The following is a 17,225-nucleotide window of genomic DNA, read 5'->3' as shown; positions in this document are numbered from 1 at the left end:
GGCCGGAATCGGGGTCGGGAGGTGGCGGCCAGACAGCCACGGGCGCGTGGTCTGGCAACCGGTCGGTAGTCGTAGCGAAAGCGGGATCGAGGCGGGCATGAGAAAGCTCCAACGATTCGGCGCACGGACTGCGCCACACACAAGGCCCGTCGCCGCTCAGGGCACGGACCGGTCAAACACCGGAACGAGGGGGAAAGAGAGGTCTACGCGCTTACACGCGTAGTAGAGAAGCGGATAGCAGACCGCGCACGCACGAGAGGGTGCGGGCAGGAGCGGTACGGAGGGTGGTCTGCTGAGAATGCATTTGGCGATAGTGATGGTGACGGCGGGGTGTTGTCAAGCTGACTGGCTGATTCCGGGCGGTTTTTTTGGGGCAGATGAAACACGAGATTCAGAGCCCACGAAAACGTGTGCTGCCCGCAGGAAACCGTGTGACGTGGGCGCCAGCAGAACCCATCCGAACCTGCTTTAATACACCCCGTCCATGCCGCCAGGCCGCTATATCAAAGGGTCTATAACGGCAAGACTCCCTCACGCCCCACAAGGAGAATCCCCCAATGGTCACGTTGAACATCAACGGCAAACCGGTGGAAGTCGATGCTGATCCGGCCACGCCGCTGCTCTGGGCGCTGCGCGACAACCTCGGTCTGACCGGCACGAAATTCGGTTGCGGCGTCGCATCGTGCGGCGCCTGCACGGTGCACCTGAACGGCCAGCCCACGCGCAGCTGTGTGCTGCCGATCTCTGCGGTGGCCGGCCAGCAGATCACCACGTCCGAACACATCGCCGATGACAAGGTCGGCAAGGCCGTGCTCGACGCCTGGGTCAAGCACGACGTGGCGCAATGCGGCTACTGCCAGAGCGGCCAGATGATGAGCGCGGTGGGTTTGCTGCGCACCAAGAAGAAGCCGACCGACGCCGATATCGACAGCGCGATGGCCGGCAACCTGTGCCGTTGCGCGACGTACCAACGCATTCGCGCGGCCATTCACGACGCAGCGAAATCGCTGGCCTGAGCCCCACCGGAGAATTCACGATGCGTATTCGAAATCTTGAAGCGCTGGCCGGTGGCGGCGCGCAACATCAACCGGTGTCTGCGGAGGCTGGGCCGGCCACGTTTGATCGACGTAGCTTTCTGAAGCTGACGACGCTGGCCGGCGGCGGGCTGGCGCTTGGCGTGGCCCCGGTGTTGGCGGGCGCGCAGGACGCGAAGGCCAAGCCGCCATCGCCGCCGCAGGCATTCATCATCATTGCGCCGGACAACACCGTCACCGTGGCGGTGAACCGGCTCGAGTTCGGTCAGGGCGTACACACGGCATTGCCGATGGCGCTGGCTGAAGAACTCGACGTGGATTGGCGCAACGTGCGCGGCATGTTGGCGCCGCGGGCGATCCGTACAAGGACCCGGGCTTCGGCATCCAGATGACGGGCGGCTCGACGGCGCTGAACCACTCGTTCCAACAATACCGCGAGCTGGGCGGCCGGGCGCGTGCCATGCTGATCTCGGCCGCGGCCGAGCGCTGGAAGGTCGATCCGTCGACATGCCGCACAGCCAATGGCGTGGTTACGTCGGGCAGCCACCGTGCTACGTATGGCGAGCTTGCTCAGGCCGCGATGGCGCTGCCGGTGCCGGCGCAGGTCACGCTGAAGAACCCGTCGCAGTTCCGCATTGTCGGCAAGCCGACGCCGCGCCTCGATGCGCGCGCAAAGCTCGACAGCTCGCTCAAGTTTGGCCTGGACACGCGCCTGCCTAACATGAAGGTGGCCGTGCTGGCCCGCCCGCCGCGCTTTGGCGGCAAGGTGGCCAAGTACGACGCAGCAGCGGCCAAGGCGGTGAAGGGCGTGGTCGATGTGCTGCAGATCCCGACCGACCGGGGCGGCACGGGTGTCGCCGTCATCGCCGACGGATACTGGCCGGCCAAGCAGGGCCGCGACGCGTTGCAGGTCACGTGGGAAGACGCCGGCTCGACGGTGTCCACGCCGGCGTTGATGGCGGAGTACAAGAAGCTCGCCGGCCAGCCCGGCACCGTGGCCAAGGCTGCGGACATGAGCGCCATCCAATCCGCCGCAACGCGCATCCAGGCGGACTACGAATTTCCGTATCTCGCGCACGCGCCAATGGAGCCGCTGAACTGCACGATCGATCTGCAGAAAGACGGCGGCAAGACCACGGGCGCGAAGGTGTGGGTGGGCTCGCAGTTCCAGACCATCGATCAGGGCGCGATTGCCAAGGTGCTCGGCGTATCGCCCGAGAAGATCGAGCTGAACACGATGATGGCGGGCGGTGGCTTTGGCCGGCGCGCGATCACCACGTCGGACTACGTGGTGGAAGCCGCCAACGTGGCGAAGGCCTATGCGGCCGCCGGACACAACGGCCCCGTCAAGGTGATCTGGAGCCGCGAAGACGACATCCGCGGCGGCTATTACCGCCCGATGCATCTGCACCGCGTCAATGTGGGCGTGGACAACAGCGGCAAGGTCGTCGGCTGGGACCACGTGATCGTCGGTCAGTCGATTCTCAAGGGCACGCCGTTCGAAGCCTTCATGGTCAAGAACGGGGTGGACGAGACCATGGTCGAGGGCGTGATCGAAAACGACTACGGCTTCCCGATGCAGCTGACGGTGCACCATCCGGACGTGAACGTGCCGGTGCTGTGGTGGCGTTCCGTGGGCCACACGCATACGGCCTACGTGATGGAAACGATGGTCGACGAGGTGGCGCATGCGGCCAAGCAAGACCCGGTCGCTTTCCGTCTCGCGCGCTTTACCGGCAAGGAGCATGAACGCCATCGCGCGGCGCTGCAGCTGGCTGTCGACAAGTCCGGCTACGGCAAGCGCAAGCTGCCCAAGGGCCAGGCCTGGGGCGTGGCGGTGCATGCGTCGTTCGAGTCGGTGGTGGCGTATGTGGTGGAGGTGTCGGTCGACCAGGGCAAGCCGCGCGTGCATCGTGTCACCGCAGGCGTGCATGCCAACCGCGTGGTCAACCCGATGGGCGCGGAAGCGCAGATCCAGGGTGCCTGCGTGTTTGGCCTGGCGATGATCCAGCCGGGCTTTGCCATCGACATCGAAAACGGCGCCACCAAGAACAGCAACTTCACCGACTTCCCGCCCGTGCGCATGCCGGACGCGCCGCCGGTCAACGTGTTCTTCGTGCCGTCGGAAGACAACCCGACCGGCCTGGGCGAACCCGGCACGCCGCCGATTGCACCGGCGGTGGCCAACGCGTTGTTCGCCCTGACCGGCAAGCGTCAGCGCAAGCTGCCGTTCGACACGGTGTAGTTGTCATCATCGCGTGATGAAATTGAAGCCGGCATGCAGTGATGTGTGCCGGCTTTCTTGTTCGTGGAGCGTCGTCACCGTCCCGTTTTGCGGACCGATTCTTGCGTCCGCGAGTGCGTTGTTTACCCCCCGGAGGAGCATGTCATGGCATTGAATATCCTGTACACCGCCCACGCCAAGGCCACAGGCGGCCGCAACGGCCACACCCAGACCGAAGACGGCCAGGTCTCGCACGACTTGTCAGTGCCGAAGGCCATGGGCGGGCCCGGCAAGCCCAACACCACCACGCCCGAAGACCTGTTCGCCGCCGGCTATGCCGCGTGCTTCGGCTCGGCGTGCGACTTTGTCGCCAAGAGCATGCTCAAGCTCAATCCCAGCAACATCGAGATCCACTGCGATGTGGGGATCGGCACGCGCGATGAAGGCGGTTTCGGCCTGAAGGTGGGGCTGACGGCGCGGATCAGCGGGCTGTCGCAAGCCGATGCGGAGAAGCTGGTGGCGCAGGCGCATCAGGTGTGCCCGTATTCGAACGCCACGCGCAACAACGTGGAAGTCACCCTCAAGACCGAGGTGGTCTGATGCGGCAGCGGCCTGTTGTTGGCGTGTTGCTGGCCGCGGGCCGTGGCAGCCGGTTTGATGCGGCGGGCGTGGCCAACAAGCTGCTCGCCCCGCTGCCCGATGGAACGCCCGTGGCGGTGCAGGCCGCGCGGCACCTGAAGCAGGCACTGGGCGACGTGGTGGCAGTGGTGCCCGCCGCTGCCACGCATGGTGCGCAGGTCGATCAACTGGCCGCGCTGTTGGCCGAGGCCGGTTGCGAAGTCTTGCGCTGCCCCGACGCCGCACGCGGCATGGGCGCCAGCCTGGCTGGCGGCGTGGCCGCGCGCCCGCAAGCCGGCGGGTGGATCATCGCCCTGGCCGACATGCCGTGGATTGCCTCTGACACCATCAGCCAAATCGCCAACGCAGTGGACCCGCACCGTTGCGTTGCGCCCTTTCATGCCGGGCAGCGGGGCCATCCCATCGGCTTCGGCGCCGATTTTTTCGCGGGGCTGACTTCGCTCGACGGCGACGAGGGCGCGCGGCGGCTGATCGATCCCGCCAAGCTCACCCGCATCGACACCGAAGACGCCGGCATCCTGCGCGATGTCGACACGCCGGCCGATCTGGCCTGGTGATCTCACTGGGTTGTTTCCAAACGAAGCGCCGTGCTGGTCCGCCAGACATGCTCGAAAGCGTGAGCACGCACGGCGCATGTCGGCCCGACGCATGCGGCGATCGACGCTCAGGCACGCAGATTTGGTGCTGCGCGTCTCGCAGGTTGCCTGCAGTTTGCTGAGCGCCGCAGTGTTGGGTCGGTGCCCCGACCTCAAACATTCGATTTCGACCGTCCGACACCCGCACGTCACCGTCAAACAGTGGCGTACGGCCCTCAGAGGCCCGAGCTCGCCCAAAAACATCCGACCCATCGGAGCTTTAAGGGCCGAGCGTCGCCGTCAAAGACTCAACGTTCACCCGTTGAGGCTGAAGCGCGACCGTCCGAGGCTCGAAGCCGGTTGTCGGAGGTCGAAAATTTCGAGGTCTGATAGCCGAAGGCGACTGTTTGAGGCTCGTATTCCGCCCGCTGAGGGTGGACGCCGACCATCGGCAGCGCATGGTCGAGCGTCAAACGTCCATGTGCGGGCGTTTTAGGCCCGATGCTCGCCTGTGGGCGTCGGCTTCGGCGATGGTTGGCCAACAATCCCCGCGCTTCCCCGGCACAACTTGTCCACAGCAGCGCGCACACCGCTTGCAGAATCCCCCGCAAGCGGTTGACGGAAAAGGGTTTGTTGCACGATGTAACAGCCTTCATCGATGTGGATAACTCGGGCCGCGCGCACACGTTTTACGTGATCTGCACGTTTGTCGAAACCCGTCAAGCCCTTTTGTGACTTGGGTCTGCGCCGATGACGCAGGTTATGCACAGAACATGTGGATAAGTCTGTGGGAAACACCATCCGAGCCGCGTGGCGACGGCTTTTGATCGGCGTTGCTCGGGAATGTGGCAAGGGCTCGCGGGTGAGGGGCCCCTGCACATTGCAACGATTGATTACAACTTGAAACAGCAAGTCGCGGGCCCCTTCGCCAGACTTTCGATACGCGATGGCTTGATCGCGACCGACGCATTCAAGGAGAAGAACATGGTTCGGGTACTGACGATTCTGCTGGCCGGTGCCACGCTGCTGACGGCAACCGGCTGTGCCGACATGACGGCACGTCAACGCAATACCGCCATTGGGGCGGGTGTGGGAGGGTTGGCCGGCGCTGCTTTGATTGGCGGCCCGGGCGCCACGCTGGGCGGTGCCGCATTGGGCGGCCTGGTCGGCAACGTATCGACGCGTTGATATTCGGTCGGCCTGCGGGTCGACCCCGAGAACAACGGACCCGAGGTCAAATCTTCGGGTCCGTTTTTTTATGCCTGTGCGCGGCTTCGGGTGCGCAGCAAGTCTTCCAGTGCCGACACTTCCAGCGGTCGCCCAAACAGGAAGCCTTGCACTTCGTCGCAAGCATGCGCAGACAAAAAGGCCGATTGCTCGGGGGTCTCGACACCTTCGGCTGTGACGGTCATGTTCAACGCGCGGGCCATTGCGATGATCGTCTTGGTGAGCGCCACGCAGTCGGGCACCCCAGGCACGCCGCTGATGAACGAACGATCGATCTTGATGTTGTGGATCGGCAAGCTGCGCAGATACGACAGCGATGAAAAGCCGATGCCGAAATCATCGAGCGAGATGCGCACGCCCCGCGCGGCCAGGCTCATCAGCAGACGCTGTGTCGATTGCCGGTCGGCCAGCAGCACGCTTTCCGTCAACTCCAGCTCCAGCCGGCTCGGCGTCATGCCGGACGCCTTGAGCGCCTCGTCGACGTCGCGCTCGATCACGCCCGCATCGCATTGCCGCGCCGACACGTTCACCGCCATGCGGCCGGTGAAGCCGAACTTGCGCGCCCATGCCTCGCCCTGCGTGCAGGCCTGCATAAGCGCCCAGCGGCCGAGTTCAAGGATGTAGCCCGACTCCTCCGCCACGTCGATGAACTCGGTGGGCGACACCGCGCCAAGCTCGGGGTCGGACCACCGCATCAGGGCTTCAACGGCCACCAGTTCGCCTGAGTCCAGTGCGTACTTCGGCTGATACACCAGCCGCACCTGGCCGCGCCCGAGCGCGCGCCGCATGCGCTCGTTGAGTGTGAAGCGGCGCAGCATCTGCGTTTCGAGCGCGCGGGAATACCGGGTGATGCGGTTCCGGCCGTTTTCCTTGGCGCGGTACATGGCGGCTTCTGCATGACTGACGAGCGTGGCCGCATCGCCCCCGTCTTCCGGGTAGGCTGCCACGCCGATGCTGGCTGACAGATGTACCTCGCGTTCGCCGCCCGTAAAGGGGCGGGCCAGCGCGTCGAGCACCTGTTGCGCGAGTCCGTCGGCGGTGTTCGGGTCGTCGATGGCCACGCAGAACTGGTCGCCGCCCAGGCGCCAGCAGCGCGCGCTGGCCCGCCTGGGCGCGGATGCGTTGCGCCGCCATGTTCAGCACCTGGTTCCCCATGTGGTGCCCCATCGCCTCGTTCACGGTCTTGAAGTGGTCCAGCCCGATATACAAGAGGGCCGATTCCCCCGTTGAAGGCAGCGAAAGCCGCGCATCGAGCCGCTCGATGAACGCCGCGCGATTGGGCAGGCCGGTGAGCGAATCCTTGGTCTCTAGCAGGCGCAGTTGCTCGTAGGCGGAACGCTCTGCCGTGATGTCGGTAAAGATGACCAGCACCGCGTGCGGCGACGCGCTGTCCGGCGAAAACATCGGCAGCACCGATTCGCGCAGCCACACGATCTGCCCGTTGCCTGCCGGCACGCCTACGACGACGTTGCTGATGGCGCGGCCCGTGCGCGCCGCCAGCGTCGAGGGCCATGCCGCGCGCGGCAGGATGGCGCCGTCTTCGCCCAACATCATGTCGTTCAGCGCCACACGCGGGCGGCCTTTCCATGACGCGCCCGACATGCGCAGGATCTCGGCCGCGCTGCGGTTGTACGACAGCACACGGCCATCGGTGGACAGCGTCAGCACGCCCTCGCTCAGATGGTTGACGACCAGCCGATACTGATCGCGCAACTCGCGGGTCTGGCGATATTCGTTCTCCAGGCGCAGCAGCTTGACCAGCGCGGCGATGTAGCGGCCGCACTCCGCGCGCAACGCTGCGTCGTCAGGCGGGGTGGCAGTGGGGAAGAAGAGGCACAGCAGATCGTCGGCGACGGCCATGCCGCCATGCTGGGCCGGGATGCGGCACAGCCATGTCGGCTGCGCGGTATCCAGCACGCGGACGATTGCTTCGCGCAAAGGCGCTGGCGCATTGGCCTCGCGCACCAGTTCGATGGGTGCCAGCTCGTCGAGCAGCGGCGCGATGCGTGCGAGTTCGATATCGAACTCACCATGTGTTCCCGTAGGCAAGTGCGTCGCATGGTCGTCGCGCAATGCCAGCTTCGCCCTGGCGCGCTGCGTGCCATAGAGCCTCGCCCGCCCGGAGACAACCCGCACCACCACGCACAGCGTCGAAGGCAAGGCTGCTTCCAGCGCCCGCAGCGCAGCATGCAGCCGCTCGCCGAGCGAGGCGGCGGACGGCAGCGTGGAAAGCAGATGATCGAGATGCTCGTGCGGCAGCGCTGCGCCAATCGCTTCGGCGCTCAGCACGCGTTCGCCGGCCTTGCCGGGCAATTGCGCATCGAGCGGCAGCGGCAATCCGTGCACGACCACCTGCTGCGCCGGCAGCCCATCAAAGCGGGTCGGCGTGACTGTCAACCGGACGCTGACCACCTCGTTGGAATCGCCAGCGGAAAGGGCGGAGATGAGTTGTGCCGCCGGAACGGGCTGACCCTCGGATTGCGTTGCATCGGCGTCTTCCCCGGGACGGGTCTCCAGCCATGCGGGAACGTCCTGGAAGAAGCGCGAGAAGGGCTCGCCGAGCAGTTGGTCGGACGAAAGTGCCCGCACCATGCAAACGCCGGCCGCATTGGCAAAGACGATGCGGCCTTCGAGGACCACATAGAGCGGAACCGGAAGGCTTTGCGCCGACAGCGGGTAGGAAATTTCGTCTGGCATCCCACGCTCCAACCTGAGGTCTTGCCCGACATCTCACTCAGCATCGACTTCACGCCACGCTGGCCGCGAGAACGCCGGCTACCGGAGGTCGGGGGCAATGCTCTTCATGATGCGCAAAAGTCGTGCGCGGCGCAAAGCCTAGTTTGTGGCCGATACAACACATCGGGAATCGGTTTTGTCGGTTCCATTGTTGCCGGGATCGGTTGCGGATTTCACGGTTTGCGGAGGCTCGGACGCGCGCGCAGGTTCCATTTGAGCATCCGCACCATTCTCACTTTCCTGCACGGCGAAATGCTGATCGATCCAGCGATGCGTCAGTGCCAACCCGATTGCACACATCAAAACGCATGTTCCCATTGTCAGGATGAAATACGCACTGATCCGCTCGACCGAGCGTTCGGGAAAGAAAAAGGTCGCGGCGACAAACAAGATGCCAACCAGTACACCAAAGACCAAAAGCAGATAGTAAAAGCGACGCGGCAAGGGCGAATTCATCGTTGTCTCATCCAACTGCAACCAGGCGGGTGGCGCTTTGAATCGTTTTACCGCCGCACCAAATGGGCTGGCCATGGCAGATGCCATCGCGGTGCAGTGGCATGCCGGGCCGGCGGCTTATGTATGAATTGATGTTGCGTTGCTGTACTGCTGCGATGCTGCAGATTGCCGCTTGCGGCAAAAACCGGAATTGCGGGACCCGGCGGCGCTTGCTATGGTGGTGGCACTGAAATGCAGCGCGATACCAGTTTGCGGCCCTGCATGATCGCGTACGCTAATCCCATGCGTCAATCCGACTTTCCGGTTGAAACTGAGCATCGGGTGTGCCAAGAGTTGATTGCTGGCTTAGGGGCGGTTTGAAGGGGAATGATCAAAAACGTTGAAATTTGATTTCAGTTATGAATACAATTGATCTAATATCTGATCCACACCAGACTTCACACCAGAATTTATTGGGAGCGCATATGGCGACATACAAGGAATTGATTGCACAAAAGGCCAAACTGGAAGAACAGATCGAAACTGCGCGCGCCAAGGAACTGGAAGCGGTGATCCAGCAAGTGCGCCAGACGGTTGCCGAATATGGCCTGACGGCTGAAGACCTGGGCCTGGCTCAGCGTCGCGGTCGTCGTGCCGGTGCGAAAGCGCCGGTGCCGGCCAAGTACCGTGATCCGAAGACGGGTGCAACGTGGTCCGGCCGCGGCCGCGCTCCGGCCTGGATCGGCAAGAACCGCGATAAATTCCTGATCGCCTGATCTTTCAGGCCCTGCCTGACGCGCGCGCAAGCGTGCAACGCAAATGGCCCACCCGCCCCGGTGGGCCATTTGCGTTGCTGCGCGCGATGATCGTTCCTGTATAACGACGGCATGACGCCCCGCCTGCCCAAATACCTTGAACTGGCCGACCGCATTCGGCTCGACATCCTGCACGGAACCTTGCCGGCCGGCAGCATCGCGCCCAGCGAGAATGAAGTCGCCCAGCGCTACGGCGTCTCCCGTTTGACGGCGCGCCGCACGCTGAATGAGCTGGCGGCGCGCGGGCTGCTCAAGCGCTCGCGCGGGCAGCGCAGCGTCGTGCTCGATCGCGTGGGGCCGCATCGGCCGGTGCTGTACGCGCCGGGCCAGTCCGACGCCGCGCTGGAATACGTCCCGGGCGCCGTCTATACGGTCAGTGCATTTCAACTGGAGGTGGCCGACGAGACCGTGGCTGCCGCGCTTGACCTGGCGGTGGGCGCGCAGGTGGCGTTTGTCGAGCGCCGCGCCCAGGTGGATGGGCAGTCCATCATGCTGCTGCGTACGTGGCTCACGTCCCGGCTTGCGGCGATGCTCGAGGCGCGCGACTTTGAAGATCGCCTGTTCGTGCAAGTCTTTCAGCGCGCCAACCTGACCATTGCGCGCTCTCGCGAGGCCCCGCTGGCCTGCGTGGCCGATGCTCACCAGGCCGCGCAGCTCGGCGTGGAGGCCGGCGTGCCGCTGGTCCGTGTGCGTCGTATCGGCTACAGCGTGGCTGATGTGCCGATCTCCCTCACGTACTGCGATTTTTCCCCCGAGCGCTACACGCGCGAAGTCGACATCCGCGTGCTCCAAAACGACTGAAAGCGCACTGCGCCAGACCGGTGCAGAAACGGCGCCACACACCCCGCGACGGGGACTTGTCCGCCTGGGGTATTCAAGCTAGTCTGCGCCCCTTCCCGGGAAAACACATTCATTTGTGAAGCGACGCTTTGCCGACAACGTATTGGCACGGCAGTTGCATTCACGGCGCCATCTCAGCGGCGGCGGGTTGAGCCACCTGCCGCCTCAACGCTGATTCAGTCGATTCAACACACCGGAACCACAAGAGGGAGAAATCAATAATGCAATTCAAGCGACGTTTTTCGCTGGCCGTGCTGGCTGCCGCTGCGGGGCTGGCCGCAGGCGCGGCACAGGCCCAATCGTCCGTGACGCTGTACGGCCAGGTGGATGCTTGGGCGGGTGCCACCAAGAACCTCGGCCAGGATCGCGCCTGGGGTGTCAACTCGGGCGGCATGTCGACGTCGTACTGGGGCATGAAGGGCAGCGAAGATCTGGGCAACGGCCTGAAGGCGATCTTCACGCTGGAAGCGTTCTTCCGCCCAGATACGGGCAAGTCCGGCCGCTTTGATGGCGACCATTTCTTCGCACGTAATTCGTTTGTCGGTCTGCAGTCGAACAGCTGGGGCTCGATCAAGCTCGGTCGTAACACCCCGCCGTACTTCGTTTCGACGATCCTGTTTAACCCGTTCATCGATTCGTACACGTTCTCGCCGATGGTGTTCCACACCTACCTCGGCAACGGCCGTTCGGGCGCCGCAGGTATCTCGGGCCTGGTGGGGGATTCGGGCTGGGACAACTCGATCATGTATTCCACCCCGGACATGGGCGGCCTGACGGCTAACCTGATCTACGGCGCGGGTGAGCAAGCCGGCCACAACGGTCAGAACAAGTGGGGCGGCAGCCTGCTGTACTTCCGCGGCAATTTTGCGGCCACGGCGGCGTTCCAGCAGGTGCGCTACGACGGCGCGGCGGGCGACCTGAACAGCCTCGTGGCTGGCTTTGCGCGCCAGACGGCGGCCCAGCTGGGCGCGACGTATGACTTTGGCGTGGTCAAGCTGTACGGCCAGTACCAGTACATCAAGAACACGATCAGCACCGGCGACGCCAAGAGCAACGGCGGTCAGCTGGGTGTGTCGATTCCGGTGGGCCCGGGCAGCGTTCTGGCGTCGTACGCGTACACGAAGACTTCGGGTGCGGCCGACGTGAAGCGCAACACCTGGGCGGTCGGTTACGACTATTCGCTGTCCAAGCGCACCGATGTGTATGCGGCGTACTTCCGCGACAAGGTGTCGGACCTGTCGACGGCTGACACCTTCGGTGTAGGCATCCGCGCAAAGTTCTAAGCCTTTCGCGTTCTGCTTTCCTTATCACCGCCCGCGTCTCGACAGCGTGGGCGGACATTTGCAACGCGTCCGGATTCGGGCGCCGTTTTTTGTTATGCGCAGAAGCTGGAAGAGCGGAGCGTCAGCCGGTGCGCGCCAGGCGCAGCGGCGCTGAGACGGGCGACGAGGGCTCCGCTCCAATGTTCGGCTGATTCAGCAGCATGGCGCCGCGCTGCGTGGCCACGAAGACGGCCTCGGTACGGCTGCGCACTTCCAGCCGGCGATACAGCGCGTTGATATGCGCCTTCGTTGTCGCCTCGGAAATACTGAGCATGCGGCTGATCGTTTTGACCGGATGCCCGCGCGAGAGCAAGACGAGAATCTCATATTGACGCTGCGTCAGGCCGAGCAACGCACCATCGTCATTACCATTGGCCGAACCTGCCGCAATGGCTTCAGGCCGTGTCAGTACGATGGATGCCGGTACATAACGGCCGCCCGCGAGCACCAATTCCAATGCTGCTGCAATCAATTTGCCGGAATAGCTTTTCAGCAAATAGGCAGAGACATTCAATTGCATCAGCGTACGCACGTGCGCTGCGGAATCGGTTTCGCCCAGTACGGCGACATGTCGGGGATGCGGCTGTTGCAACAGCCGGGAGAGGGCCGGCAGATCGTCGATGCCCGGCAGGGGCAGGCCGATCAGGGCCAGTTCGGCGTCCGCATGCGCCGCGAGGTTTTCAAAGAGGGCTTCGTCCGGCTCGACGCTGACCACTTCGGTGATGGCCGGCAAGGATTGCAACACATGGGTCGCGCCGGCACGCACCAAAGGGTGTGCCTCCACTACGATTGATTTCACTGCGCCGCCTGTCTGGTTATGGTTTGTTTGCCCATTTCCGGAATCAGCGTGTTGCCCCGTCTATTTGGACCAGCCGGTCCAAAATCAATGTGGCCGTGCTTGTGGAAATGCTTCTGGCGTGCGGTCTCGGTATATTTCCCCGTTCAACCGGCGGTCACCACAATGCAGTGCCACCGGGCCGAAACCTTGCACGCCATTTCAGACGCAATTTCCTTCCGGTTTTTCTTGTTTATGTCGCCAGGCGCGGAGGATTAACCCCGCCAAAATCGCAGAATAAATCCCCAGCATGCATGTTGCACCCATCAATGGGATGTAAACCTTTTTGTTTACCCCGATCGGTGGTGTGCTAGACCCCCTATAGATAGCAGGATCGGGCAGCAGCAGCTAGCCCCACTTCACGCCCATTGACGTGAGCGTAAAGCGGGGCTTTTGTACCCAAAAGACGTGTTGTGGTGGCTTATTGCGCGACGACCGAGAAGCGCGGCATCGACAGCGGCTGTTTGCCGTCGCGGCCGTACGGTGTGCCGCCGCCGTTGTTGGCGGCGTGCAGGACCGACAGCGCGTTCTGCGTGGCGCGCAGGCGCAGGTCGATCAGGGTGCCGTTGTCGATGTTGCGTTGGCGCAGCAGGCGGGCCAGGGCCAGGTTCTCGTCGAACAGGCGGCTGGCGGTTTCGTCGGTGCGCAGGTATTTGACCAGCCCGTACGGATCGGCGCCGCCGTGCTGGGCCCACCAAAGGCGGCGTTCCCGGTCGGCCTCGCCCAAGGCGGTAAGCTGTTTCTGCTTGGTCTGGGTGATGCGCTCGAGCTCGGCCATGTCGCCATCGCGCAACGCCTGCGCTTCGGCATCCAGGGTGTGGGTGGCTGCGCGCAGCAGTTCCTGCTCGTCGGCAAGGGTGCGGATCAGCAGTGTGTTGTCCATGGTGGCTACCTCAGGCTCAGGCTTGGAAGCTTGGGCAGCCGCCGGCCGGCACGCCGCCCCGCCGCGATCAGTCGAGGGTCGGAAACCCTCGGACCGGCGGCGTCAGAAAATACAGGGGACGGACGACGGCAACCCCGCGTCAGACCTTCTTGGAGCGCGTGGAGAGCAGCGATTGCGCGTCGGAAAGCGCCGCATCGGCGATCTTGCCGGCGTCCATCTTGAGCGTGCCGTTCTGGATGGCACTGCGGATCTGCTCGACGCGTGCGGCGTCGAAGTCGCCGCTGCCCACTTGGCGCGAGACTTGTTGGACCGACAGCGACGGTGCATCGCCGGTGTGGCGCGTGGTGCCCGAAGCCGTCGTAGCGGCCGGGGACGAGCCGGTCGCGCGCGTCGACCCGGACGCAGCGTCCTTGGTCGGCGCAACGGCCGGCGTGTTGTTCACGATATGGTTGATTTTCACGGGTGTCTCCGAAGAGCGCGTTCATCCTAACACCCATATCGGCCAACCCCGGCCCAAACTTTAGCGGCAGGTATCGATCACGCATCACAGTAGCAAAGTGATCTGCCGTTATCAATTTGGTCTTAAAACTGGATTGCCACGACGCCGGCGGACTGCGCAATGCCGGAGACGACATTGCCGTTGGCGGTGCGTACCTGCGCGACTTGGCCCACGGCCGCCTGGTTCATGGCCCGGCCGTCGCTGCTGACCTGGAAGCCGCCGCCCTCGGCGATGAGCTTGACGGTCTGGCCGGCTTGCACGGCGATCGGCAGGCGCAGGCTCTCGGCGCGCAGCGGCTGGTTGGCGGCCACGCTCGTGAGCAGTACACGCCCCACCACATCGGCCGGTTGCTGCACGACCGAGGCCGGCAGCATCGACAGATCCCCCGTGCGGGCTTCCAGATCGCCCATGTCGAGCGTCTTGCCCGGCGGCAGCGGGTGTGAGGCGACGTAATACGTCCCCGTGATTTGGATCGTGGCCGGCACCCAGGCCGCCCAGGCATGCGGCGAGCGGCAGCGCACGCCTACTTGTATACGGCCGCGCAGGCGGTTGGCCGCCGGCAGCATCAGGTCGATCTGGTCGCAGGGCTGGTTGGCCACGCGTGCATCAACGGGGCCAACTTCCACCGACGCGCGTGGCGCGCCCGTCTCATTCGTGCCGCCCAGGATGTCCAGTTGCGACTGCAGCTGTTGCTGGATCTGCATCTGGATGGCGTTGGGCCCCTGGATGGTGGTGGGCTGCGCGGGCTGTTGTACGGCTTGGGCCGGCGGATAGCCCACCCGCACCATGCCTTGTGCATGCGCCAGGATCGGGTGCACCAGGCTGGCCAGCAGGCCCAACGCCAGCATCAGCAACAGCTTGCGCTGGCGCCCGGCCAGCGGCAGTGCCGTCGCGGCGGGTCGGATCGGGTGGTGCGCGCTGCGTGCAAACCGCGTGGACATGGAAAGCCCCTTCATCAAAAGTCCGGTGAAGTGTAGCCACGCGTGCGCGAACGCCAAATGCGGAAATGTCGGCCAATCCCCCCCTTATTCCAACGAATGGTCTTGCACACCGGCCCCTAGACTTTGCAACGTGGTGAAGTCCCTGGCGTTGTGCGGTTCCTGGCCGTACAGCCTGCCCCGGTAAATGGTTTCCCGGCCGGATATCGGTTCGCAGACAGGCCTTTTCCACTGAGGTTGCATGACGGCAACTCAGCAAGACAAGCGGTTCAGCGGTTTTGGAGACGGCATCGGCGGTTTTGAAGGGGCCGCTGATGCCGAGTTCTCCAGCCGAGGGGAACGCGCAATACGCAAACGCAAGACAGAACGCAACCCCGGCGGGTGGCAGCAATCACCAGGACGCCACACGCAAGGAATGACAGACATGGTCGACAAGCTGGATCAGTTGTTCGGTTTTCAGGAGCAGGCGCTGCACTTGCGCTCGCAGCGCCACCAGATCCTGGCCTCGAACATCGCCAACGCCGATACGCCCAACTACAAGGCGCGCGACTTCGATTTTCAGTCGGCGCTGCAGAAGGCGGTCGGCCAGCAGAGCGGCAACAGCCTGCCGATGACGGCAACGGCTTCAGGCCACCTGACGGTCGATGGCGCGCCGGCCGGCGATGTATCGCTGATGCAGGCATCGCTGTCGCAGCAGACCAAGGCGCTGCAGGGCGAGATGCAGTACCGCACGTCGCAGCAGCCGTCCATCGACGGCAACACGGTGGACATGGACGGCGAGCGCATGCGCTTTGCCGATAACACCGTGCGTTACGAGGCCGATCTGAGCATCGTGACGCAGAAGATCAAGTCGATGCTGGCGGCCATTCAGAACAGCTAGCGCGCGATGTAGCACCAGCAGCACAACAGCAGCAAGAGCAGCAGACAGGCATTAAGACGACCGCGCAGCAATCACGCGCGGCGAAAGAGGGGCGGGAACTGTGTGGCGCTCCGGGCCGGGAAAGATCGGTCCGGAGCAAGCCGCCATACAGAACACCGGATCGGTCCGGCAGCAGTGCCGGCAACAGTGTTTGAAGACATCGGAATCAACATGTCGCTATTCAAGGTGATGGATGTAGCTGGCAGCGCGCTCACCGCGCAGTCCAAGCGCATGAACGTGGTCGCCTCCAACCTGGCCAACGCCGAAAGCGTGACGGGCCCGGACGGCAAGGCGTATCGCGCCAAGCAGGTGGTGTTCTCGCCCGCGCAGGAGTCTGACGACTACGCCACCGGCGTGTCGGTCGACCGCGTGGTGGAAGACACCGTCACCCCCATGAAGCGCATGCACCAGCCGGGCAACCCGCTGGCCGATGCCGACGGCTACGTGACCATGCCGAACGTCGATGTGGTGGACGAAATGGTCAACATGATTTCTGCGTCGCGCTCGTACCAGGCCAACGTGGAAGTCGCCAACACCACCAAGACGATGGCCTCCAAGGCTCTGACCCTGGGCCAGTAAGCGGCACATTCCTAGCGAGACACGAACATGACCGTCAGCTCAACAACCAATACGACCAGCACCGCGGGCACGACCTCGGGCAACCAGCTGGCTATCACCACCGGCAACGACCTGCAGAACACGTTCATGCAACTGCTCGTGGCGCAGTTGAAGAACCAGGATCCGCTCAACCCGATGGACAACTCGCAGATGACCTCGCAGCTTGCGCAGATCAACACTGTGAACGGTATCCAGCAGCTGAACACCACGATGTCGAGCATGCTGACGCAGAACGCGACCACGCAGGCGTCGTCGATGATCGGCCGCACGGTGCAGGTGCCGACCAACAACCTGACGCTGGCTTCGGGCGCCGCCAACTTTGGTGTCTCGGTGCCCAACGGCGCCGACGACGTTGTCGTCACGATCACGAACGCCGCCGGCGTTGCCGTGCGCACCGTCGACCTCGGCCAGATGACGGCCGGCAGCGGCAACTACACCTGGAACGGCAAGGACGACAAGGGCAACCAGCTTGCCGACGGTGCCTACTCCATCAAGGTGACGGCCACGCAGGGCGGAAAGGTCGTTACGGGTAACGCGCTGGGCATCGACAAGGTGGCCGGCGTCACGATCAACAACGGCACGATGCAGCTGGTGTTGGCGTCTGGCGGAACCGCCAAGCTGTCCGACGTTGCATCGATTCAGTAATCACCGGTCAACTGCGGGCAGACCCCGCGCTTTTATCTTCT

General features: G+C 64.0%; 15 protein-coding genes and 2 pseudogenes. 11 read left to right on the top strand and 6 right to left on the bottom strand.

The window, feature by feature from the left end:
* Positions 1 to 557 precede the first annotated feature (557 nt).
* The 5 genes and pseudogenes from FUT88_RS02820 to FUT88_RS02800 all read left to right on the top strand — a co-directional run bounded on the left by FUT88_RS02820 (position 558) and on the right by FUT88_RS02800 (position 5,660).
* Positions 558 to 1,016, top strand: coding sequence for a (2Fe-2S)-binding protein (locus FUT88_RS02820; protein WP_147213721.1), 459 nt, complete (start codon positions 558 to 560; stop codon positions 1,014 to 1,016).
* Between the two features lie 20 nt (positions 1,017 to 1,036).
* Positions 1,037 to 3,279, top strand: a pseudogene (locus FUT88_RS02815) (molybdopterin cofactor-binding domain-containing protein).
* A 144-nt stretch (positions 3,280 to 3,423) separates the two neighbouring features.
* On the top strand, positions 3,424 to 3,858 hold the full coding sequence (locus FUT88_RS02810) for an organic hydroperoxide resistance protein (RefSeq protein ID WP_027679850.1): 435 nt from the start codon (positions 3,424 to 3,426) through the stop codon (positions 3,856 to 3,858).
* A complete protein-coding gene (locus FUT88_RS02805; RefSeq protein WP_147213720.1) occupies positions 3,858 to 4,454 on the top strand; it encodes an NTP transferase domain-containing protein in 597 nt (198 codons plus the stop codon). Before FUT88_RS02810 ends, FUT88_RS02805 begins: the two co-directional genes overlap by 1 nt.
* Before the next feature lie 1,002 nt (positions 4,455 to 5,456).
* A complete protein-coding gene (locus FUT88_RS02800; RefSeq protein WP_009277078.1) occupies positions 5,457 to 5,660 on the top strand; it encodes a hypothetical protein in 204 nt (67 codons plus the stop codon).
* A 68-nt stretch (positions 5,661 to 5,728) separates the two neighbouring features.
* Here the strand turns inward: FUT88_RS02800 and FUT88_RS27060 are convergent.
* Both FUT88_RS27060 and FUT88_RS02790 read right to left on the bottom strand, forming a co-directional pair.
* Positions 5,729 to 8,396, bottom strand: a pseudogene (locus tag FUT88_RS27060) (EAL domain-containing protein).
* 138 nt (positions 8,397 to 8,534) lie between these two features.
* Entirely contained in the window at positions 8,535 to 8,966 is a 432-nt protein-coding gene (locus FUT88_RS02790; protein WP_147213719.1) for a hypothetical protein, read from the bottom strand.
* Positions 8,967 to 9,355: 389 nt separating this feature from the next.
* Between FUT88_RS02790 and FUT88_RS02785 the strand changes: the two genes are divergently transcribed.
* The 3 genes from FUT88_RS02785 to FUT88_RS02775 all read left to right on the top strand — a co-directional run bounded on the left by FUT88_RS02785 (position 9,356) and on the right by FUT88_RS02775 (position 11,808).
* Entirely contained in the window at positions 9,356 to 9,646 is a 291-nt protein-coding gene (locus FUT88_RS02785) for an H-NS family nucleoid-associated regulatory protein (protein ID WP_009240021.1), read from the top strand.
* A 111-nt stretch (positions 9,647 to 9,757) separates the two neighbouring features.
* On the top strand, positions 9,758 to 10,486 hold the full coding sequence (locus FUT88_RS02780) for a GntR family transcriptional regulator (RefSeq protein ID WP_147213718.1): 729 nt from the start codon (positions 9,758 to 9,760) through the stop codon (positions 10,484 to 10,486).
* 260 nt (positions 10,487 to 10,746) lie between these two features.
* Positions 10,747 to 11,808: a porin gene (locus FUT88_RS02775; protein WP_147213717.1), complete on the top strand. Its 1,062-nt coding sequence runs from the start codon at positions 10,747 to 10,749 to the stop codon at positions 11,806 to 11,808.
* Between the two features lie 121 nt (positions 11,809 to 11,929).
* Here the strand turns inward: FUT88_RS02775 and FUT88_RS02770 are convergent, their stop codons facing one another.
* The 4 genes from FUT88_RS02770 to flgA all read right to left on the bottom strand — a co-directional run bounded on the left by FUT88_RS02770 (position 11,930) and on the right by flgA (position 15,005).
* A complete protein-coding gene (locus tag FUT88_RS02770; RefSeq protein WP_147213716.1) occupies positions 11,930 to 12,646 on the bottom strand; it encodes a LuxR C-terminal-related transcriptional regulator in 717 nt (238 codons plus the stop codon).
* A 457-nt stretch (positions 12,647 to 13,103) separates the two neighbouring features.
* Complete coding sequence (locus FUT88_RS02765) at positions 13,104 to 13,565, bottom strand: flagella synthesis protein FlgN (RefSeq protein WP_147213715.1); 462 nt, start codon at positions 13,563 to 13,565, stop codon at positions 13,104 to 13,106.
* A 139-nt stretch (positions 13,566 to 13,704) separates the two neighbouring features.
* A complete protein-coding gene (flgM, locus tag FUT88_RS02760; protein WP_092971051.1) occupies positions 13,705 to 14,025 on the bottom strand; it encodes a flagellar biosynthesis anti-sigma factor FlgM in 321 nt (106 codons plus the stop codon).
* A 122-nt stretch (positions 14,026 to 14,147) separates the two neighbouring features.
* Positions 14,148 to 15,005 carry a flagellar basal body P-ring formation chaperone FlgA gene (gene flgA, locus FUT88_RS02755; protein WP_147213714.1) on the bottom strand — a complete coding sequence of 286 codons (858 nt, stop codon included), beginning with the start codon at positions 15,003 to 15,005 and terminating at the stop codon, positions 14,148 to 14,150.
* A gap of 421 nt (positions 15,006 to 15,426) precedes the next feature.
* On the opposite strand from flgA, the gene flgB reads away from it, so the two are divergent.
* The 3 genes from flgB (at position 15,427) to FUT88_RS02740 (ending at position 17,184) form a co-directional block, all read left to right on the top strand.
* Entirely contained in the window at positions 15,427 to 15,882 is a 456-nt protein-coding gene (gene flgB, locus FUT88_RS02750) for a flagellar basal body rod protein FlgB (protein ID WP_147213713.1), read from the top strand.
* A gap of 210 nt (positions 15,883 to 16,092) precedes the next feature.
* Positions 16,093 to 16,500 carry a flagellar basal body rod protein FlgC gene (gene flgC, locus FUT88_RS02745; RefSeq protein WP_004631403.1) on the top strand — a complete coding sequence of 136 codons (408 nt, stop codon included), beginning with the start codon at positions 16,093 to 16,095 and terminating at the stop codon, positions 16,498 to 16,500.
* A gap of 27 nt (positions 16,501 to 16,527) precedes the next feature.
* Positions 16,528 to 17,184 carry a flagellar hook assembly protein FlgD gene (locus FUT88_RS02740; RefSeq protein WP_147213712.1) on the top strand — a complete coding sequence of 219 codons (657 nt, stop codon included), beginning with the start codon at positions 16,528 to 16,530 and terminating at the stop codon, positions 17,182 to 17,184.
* The last annotated feature ends 41 nt before the right edge of the window (positions 17,185 to 17,225 follow it).

This window comes from Ralstonia sp. TCR112, assembly GCF_007997035.1.
GTDB lineage: Bacteria > Pseudomonadota > Gammaproteobacteria > Burkholderiales > Burkholderiaceae > Ralstonia > Ralstonia edaphi.
This window is presented reverse-complemented; position numbering and strand designations above follow the sequence as displayed.

Excerpts from the sequence above, each read along its gene's own strand:
- flgC (WP_004631403.1), top strand. The coding sequence starts at position 16,093 with ATGTCGCTATTCAAGGTGATGGATGTAGCTGGCAGCGCGCTCACCGCG.
- flgA (WP_147213714.1), bottom strand. The coding sequence starts at position 15,005 with ATGTCCACGCGGTTTGCACGCAGCGCGCACCACCCGATCCGACCCGCC.
- FUT88_RS02780 (WP_147213718.1), top strand. The coding sequence starts at position 9,758 with ATGACGCCCCGCCTGCCCAAATACCTTGAACTGGCCGACCGCATTCGG.
- FUT88_RS02785 (WP_009240021.1), top strand. The coding sequence starts at position 9,356 with ATGGCGACATACAAGGAATTGATTGCACAAAAGGCCAAACTGGAAGAA.
- FUT88_RS02765 (WP_147213715.1), bottom strand. The coding sequence starts at position 13,565 with ATGGACAACACACTGCTGATCCGCACCCTTGCCGACGAGCAGGAACTG.
- flgB (WP_147213713.1), top strand. The coding sequence starts at position 15,427 with ATGGTCGACAAGCTGGATCAGTTGTTCGGTTTTCAGGAGCAGGCGCTG.
- FUT88_RS02805 (WP_147213720.1), top strand. The coding sequence starts at position 3,858 with ATGCGGCAGCGGCCTGTTGTTGGCGTGTTGCTGGCCGCGGGCCGTGGC.
- FUT88_RS02810 (WP_027679850.1), top strand. The coding sequence starts at position 3,424 with ATGGCATTGAATATCCTGTACACCGCCCACGCCAAGGCCACAGGCGGC.
- FUT88_RS02800 (WP_009277078.1), top strand. The coding sequence starts at position 5,457 with ATGGTTCGGGTACTGACGATTCTGCTGGCCGGTGCCACGCTGCTGACG.
- FUT88_RS02740 (WP_147213712.1), top strand. The coding sequence starts at position 16,528 with ATGACCGTCAGCTCAACAACCAATACGACCAGCACCGCGGGCACGACC.
- FUT88_RS02790 (WP_147213719.1), bottom strand. The coding sequence starts at position 8,966 with ATGGCCAGCCCATTTGGTGCGGCGGTAAAACGATTCAAAGCGCCACCC.
- FUT88_RS02820 (WP_147213721.1), top strand. The coding sequence starts at position 558 with ATGGTCACGTTGAACATCAACGGCAAACCGGTGGAAGTCGATGCTGAT.
- FUT88_RS02775 (WP_147213717.1), top strand. The coding sequence starts at position 10,747 with ATGCAATTCAAGCGACGTTTTTCGCTGGCCGTGCTGGCTGCCGCTGCG.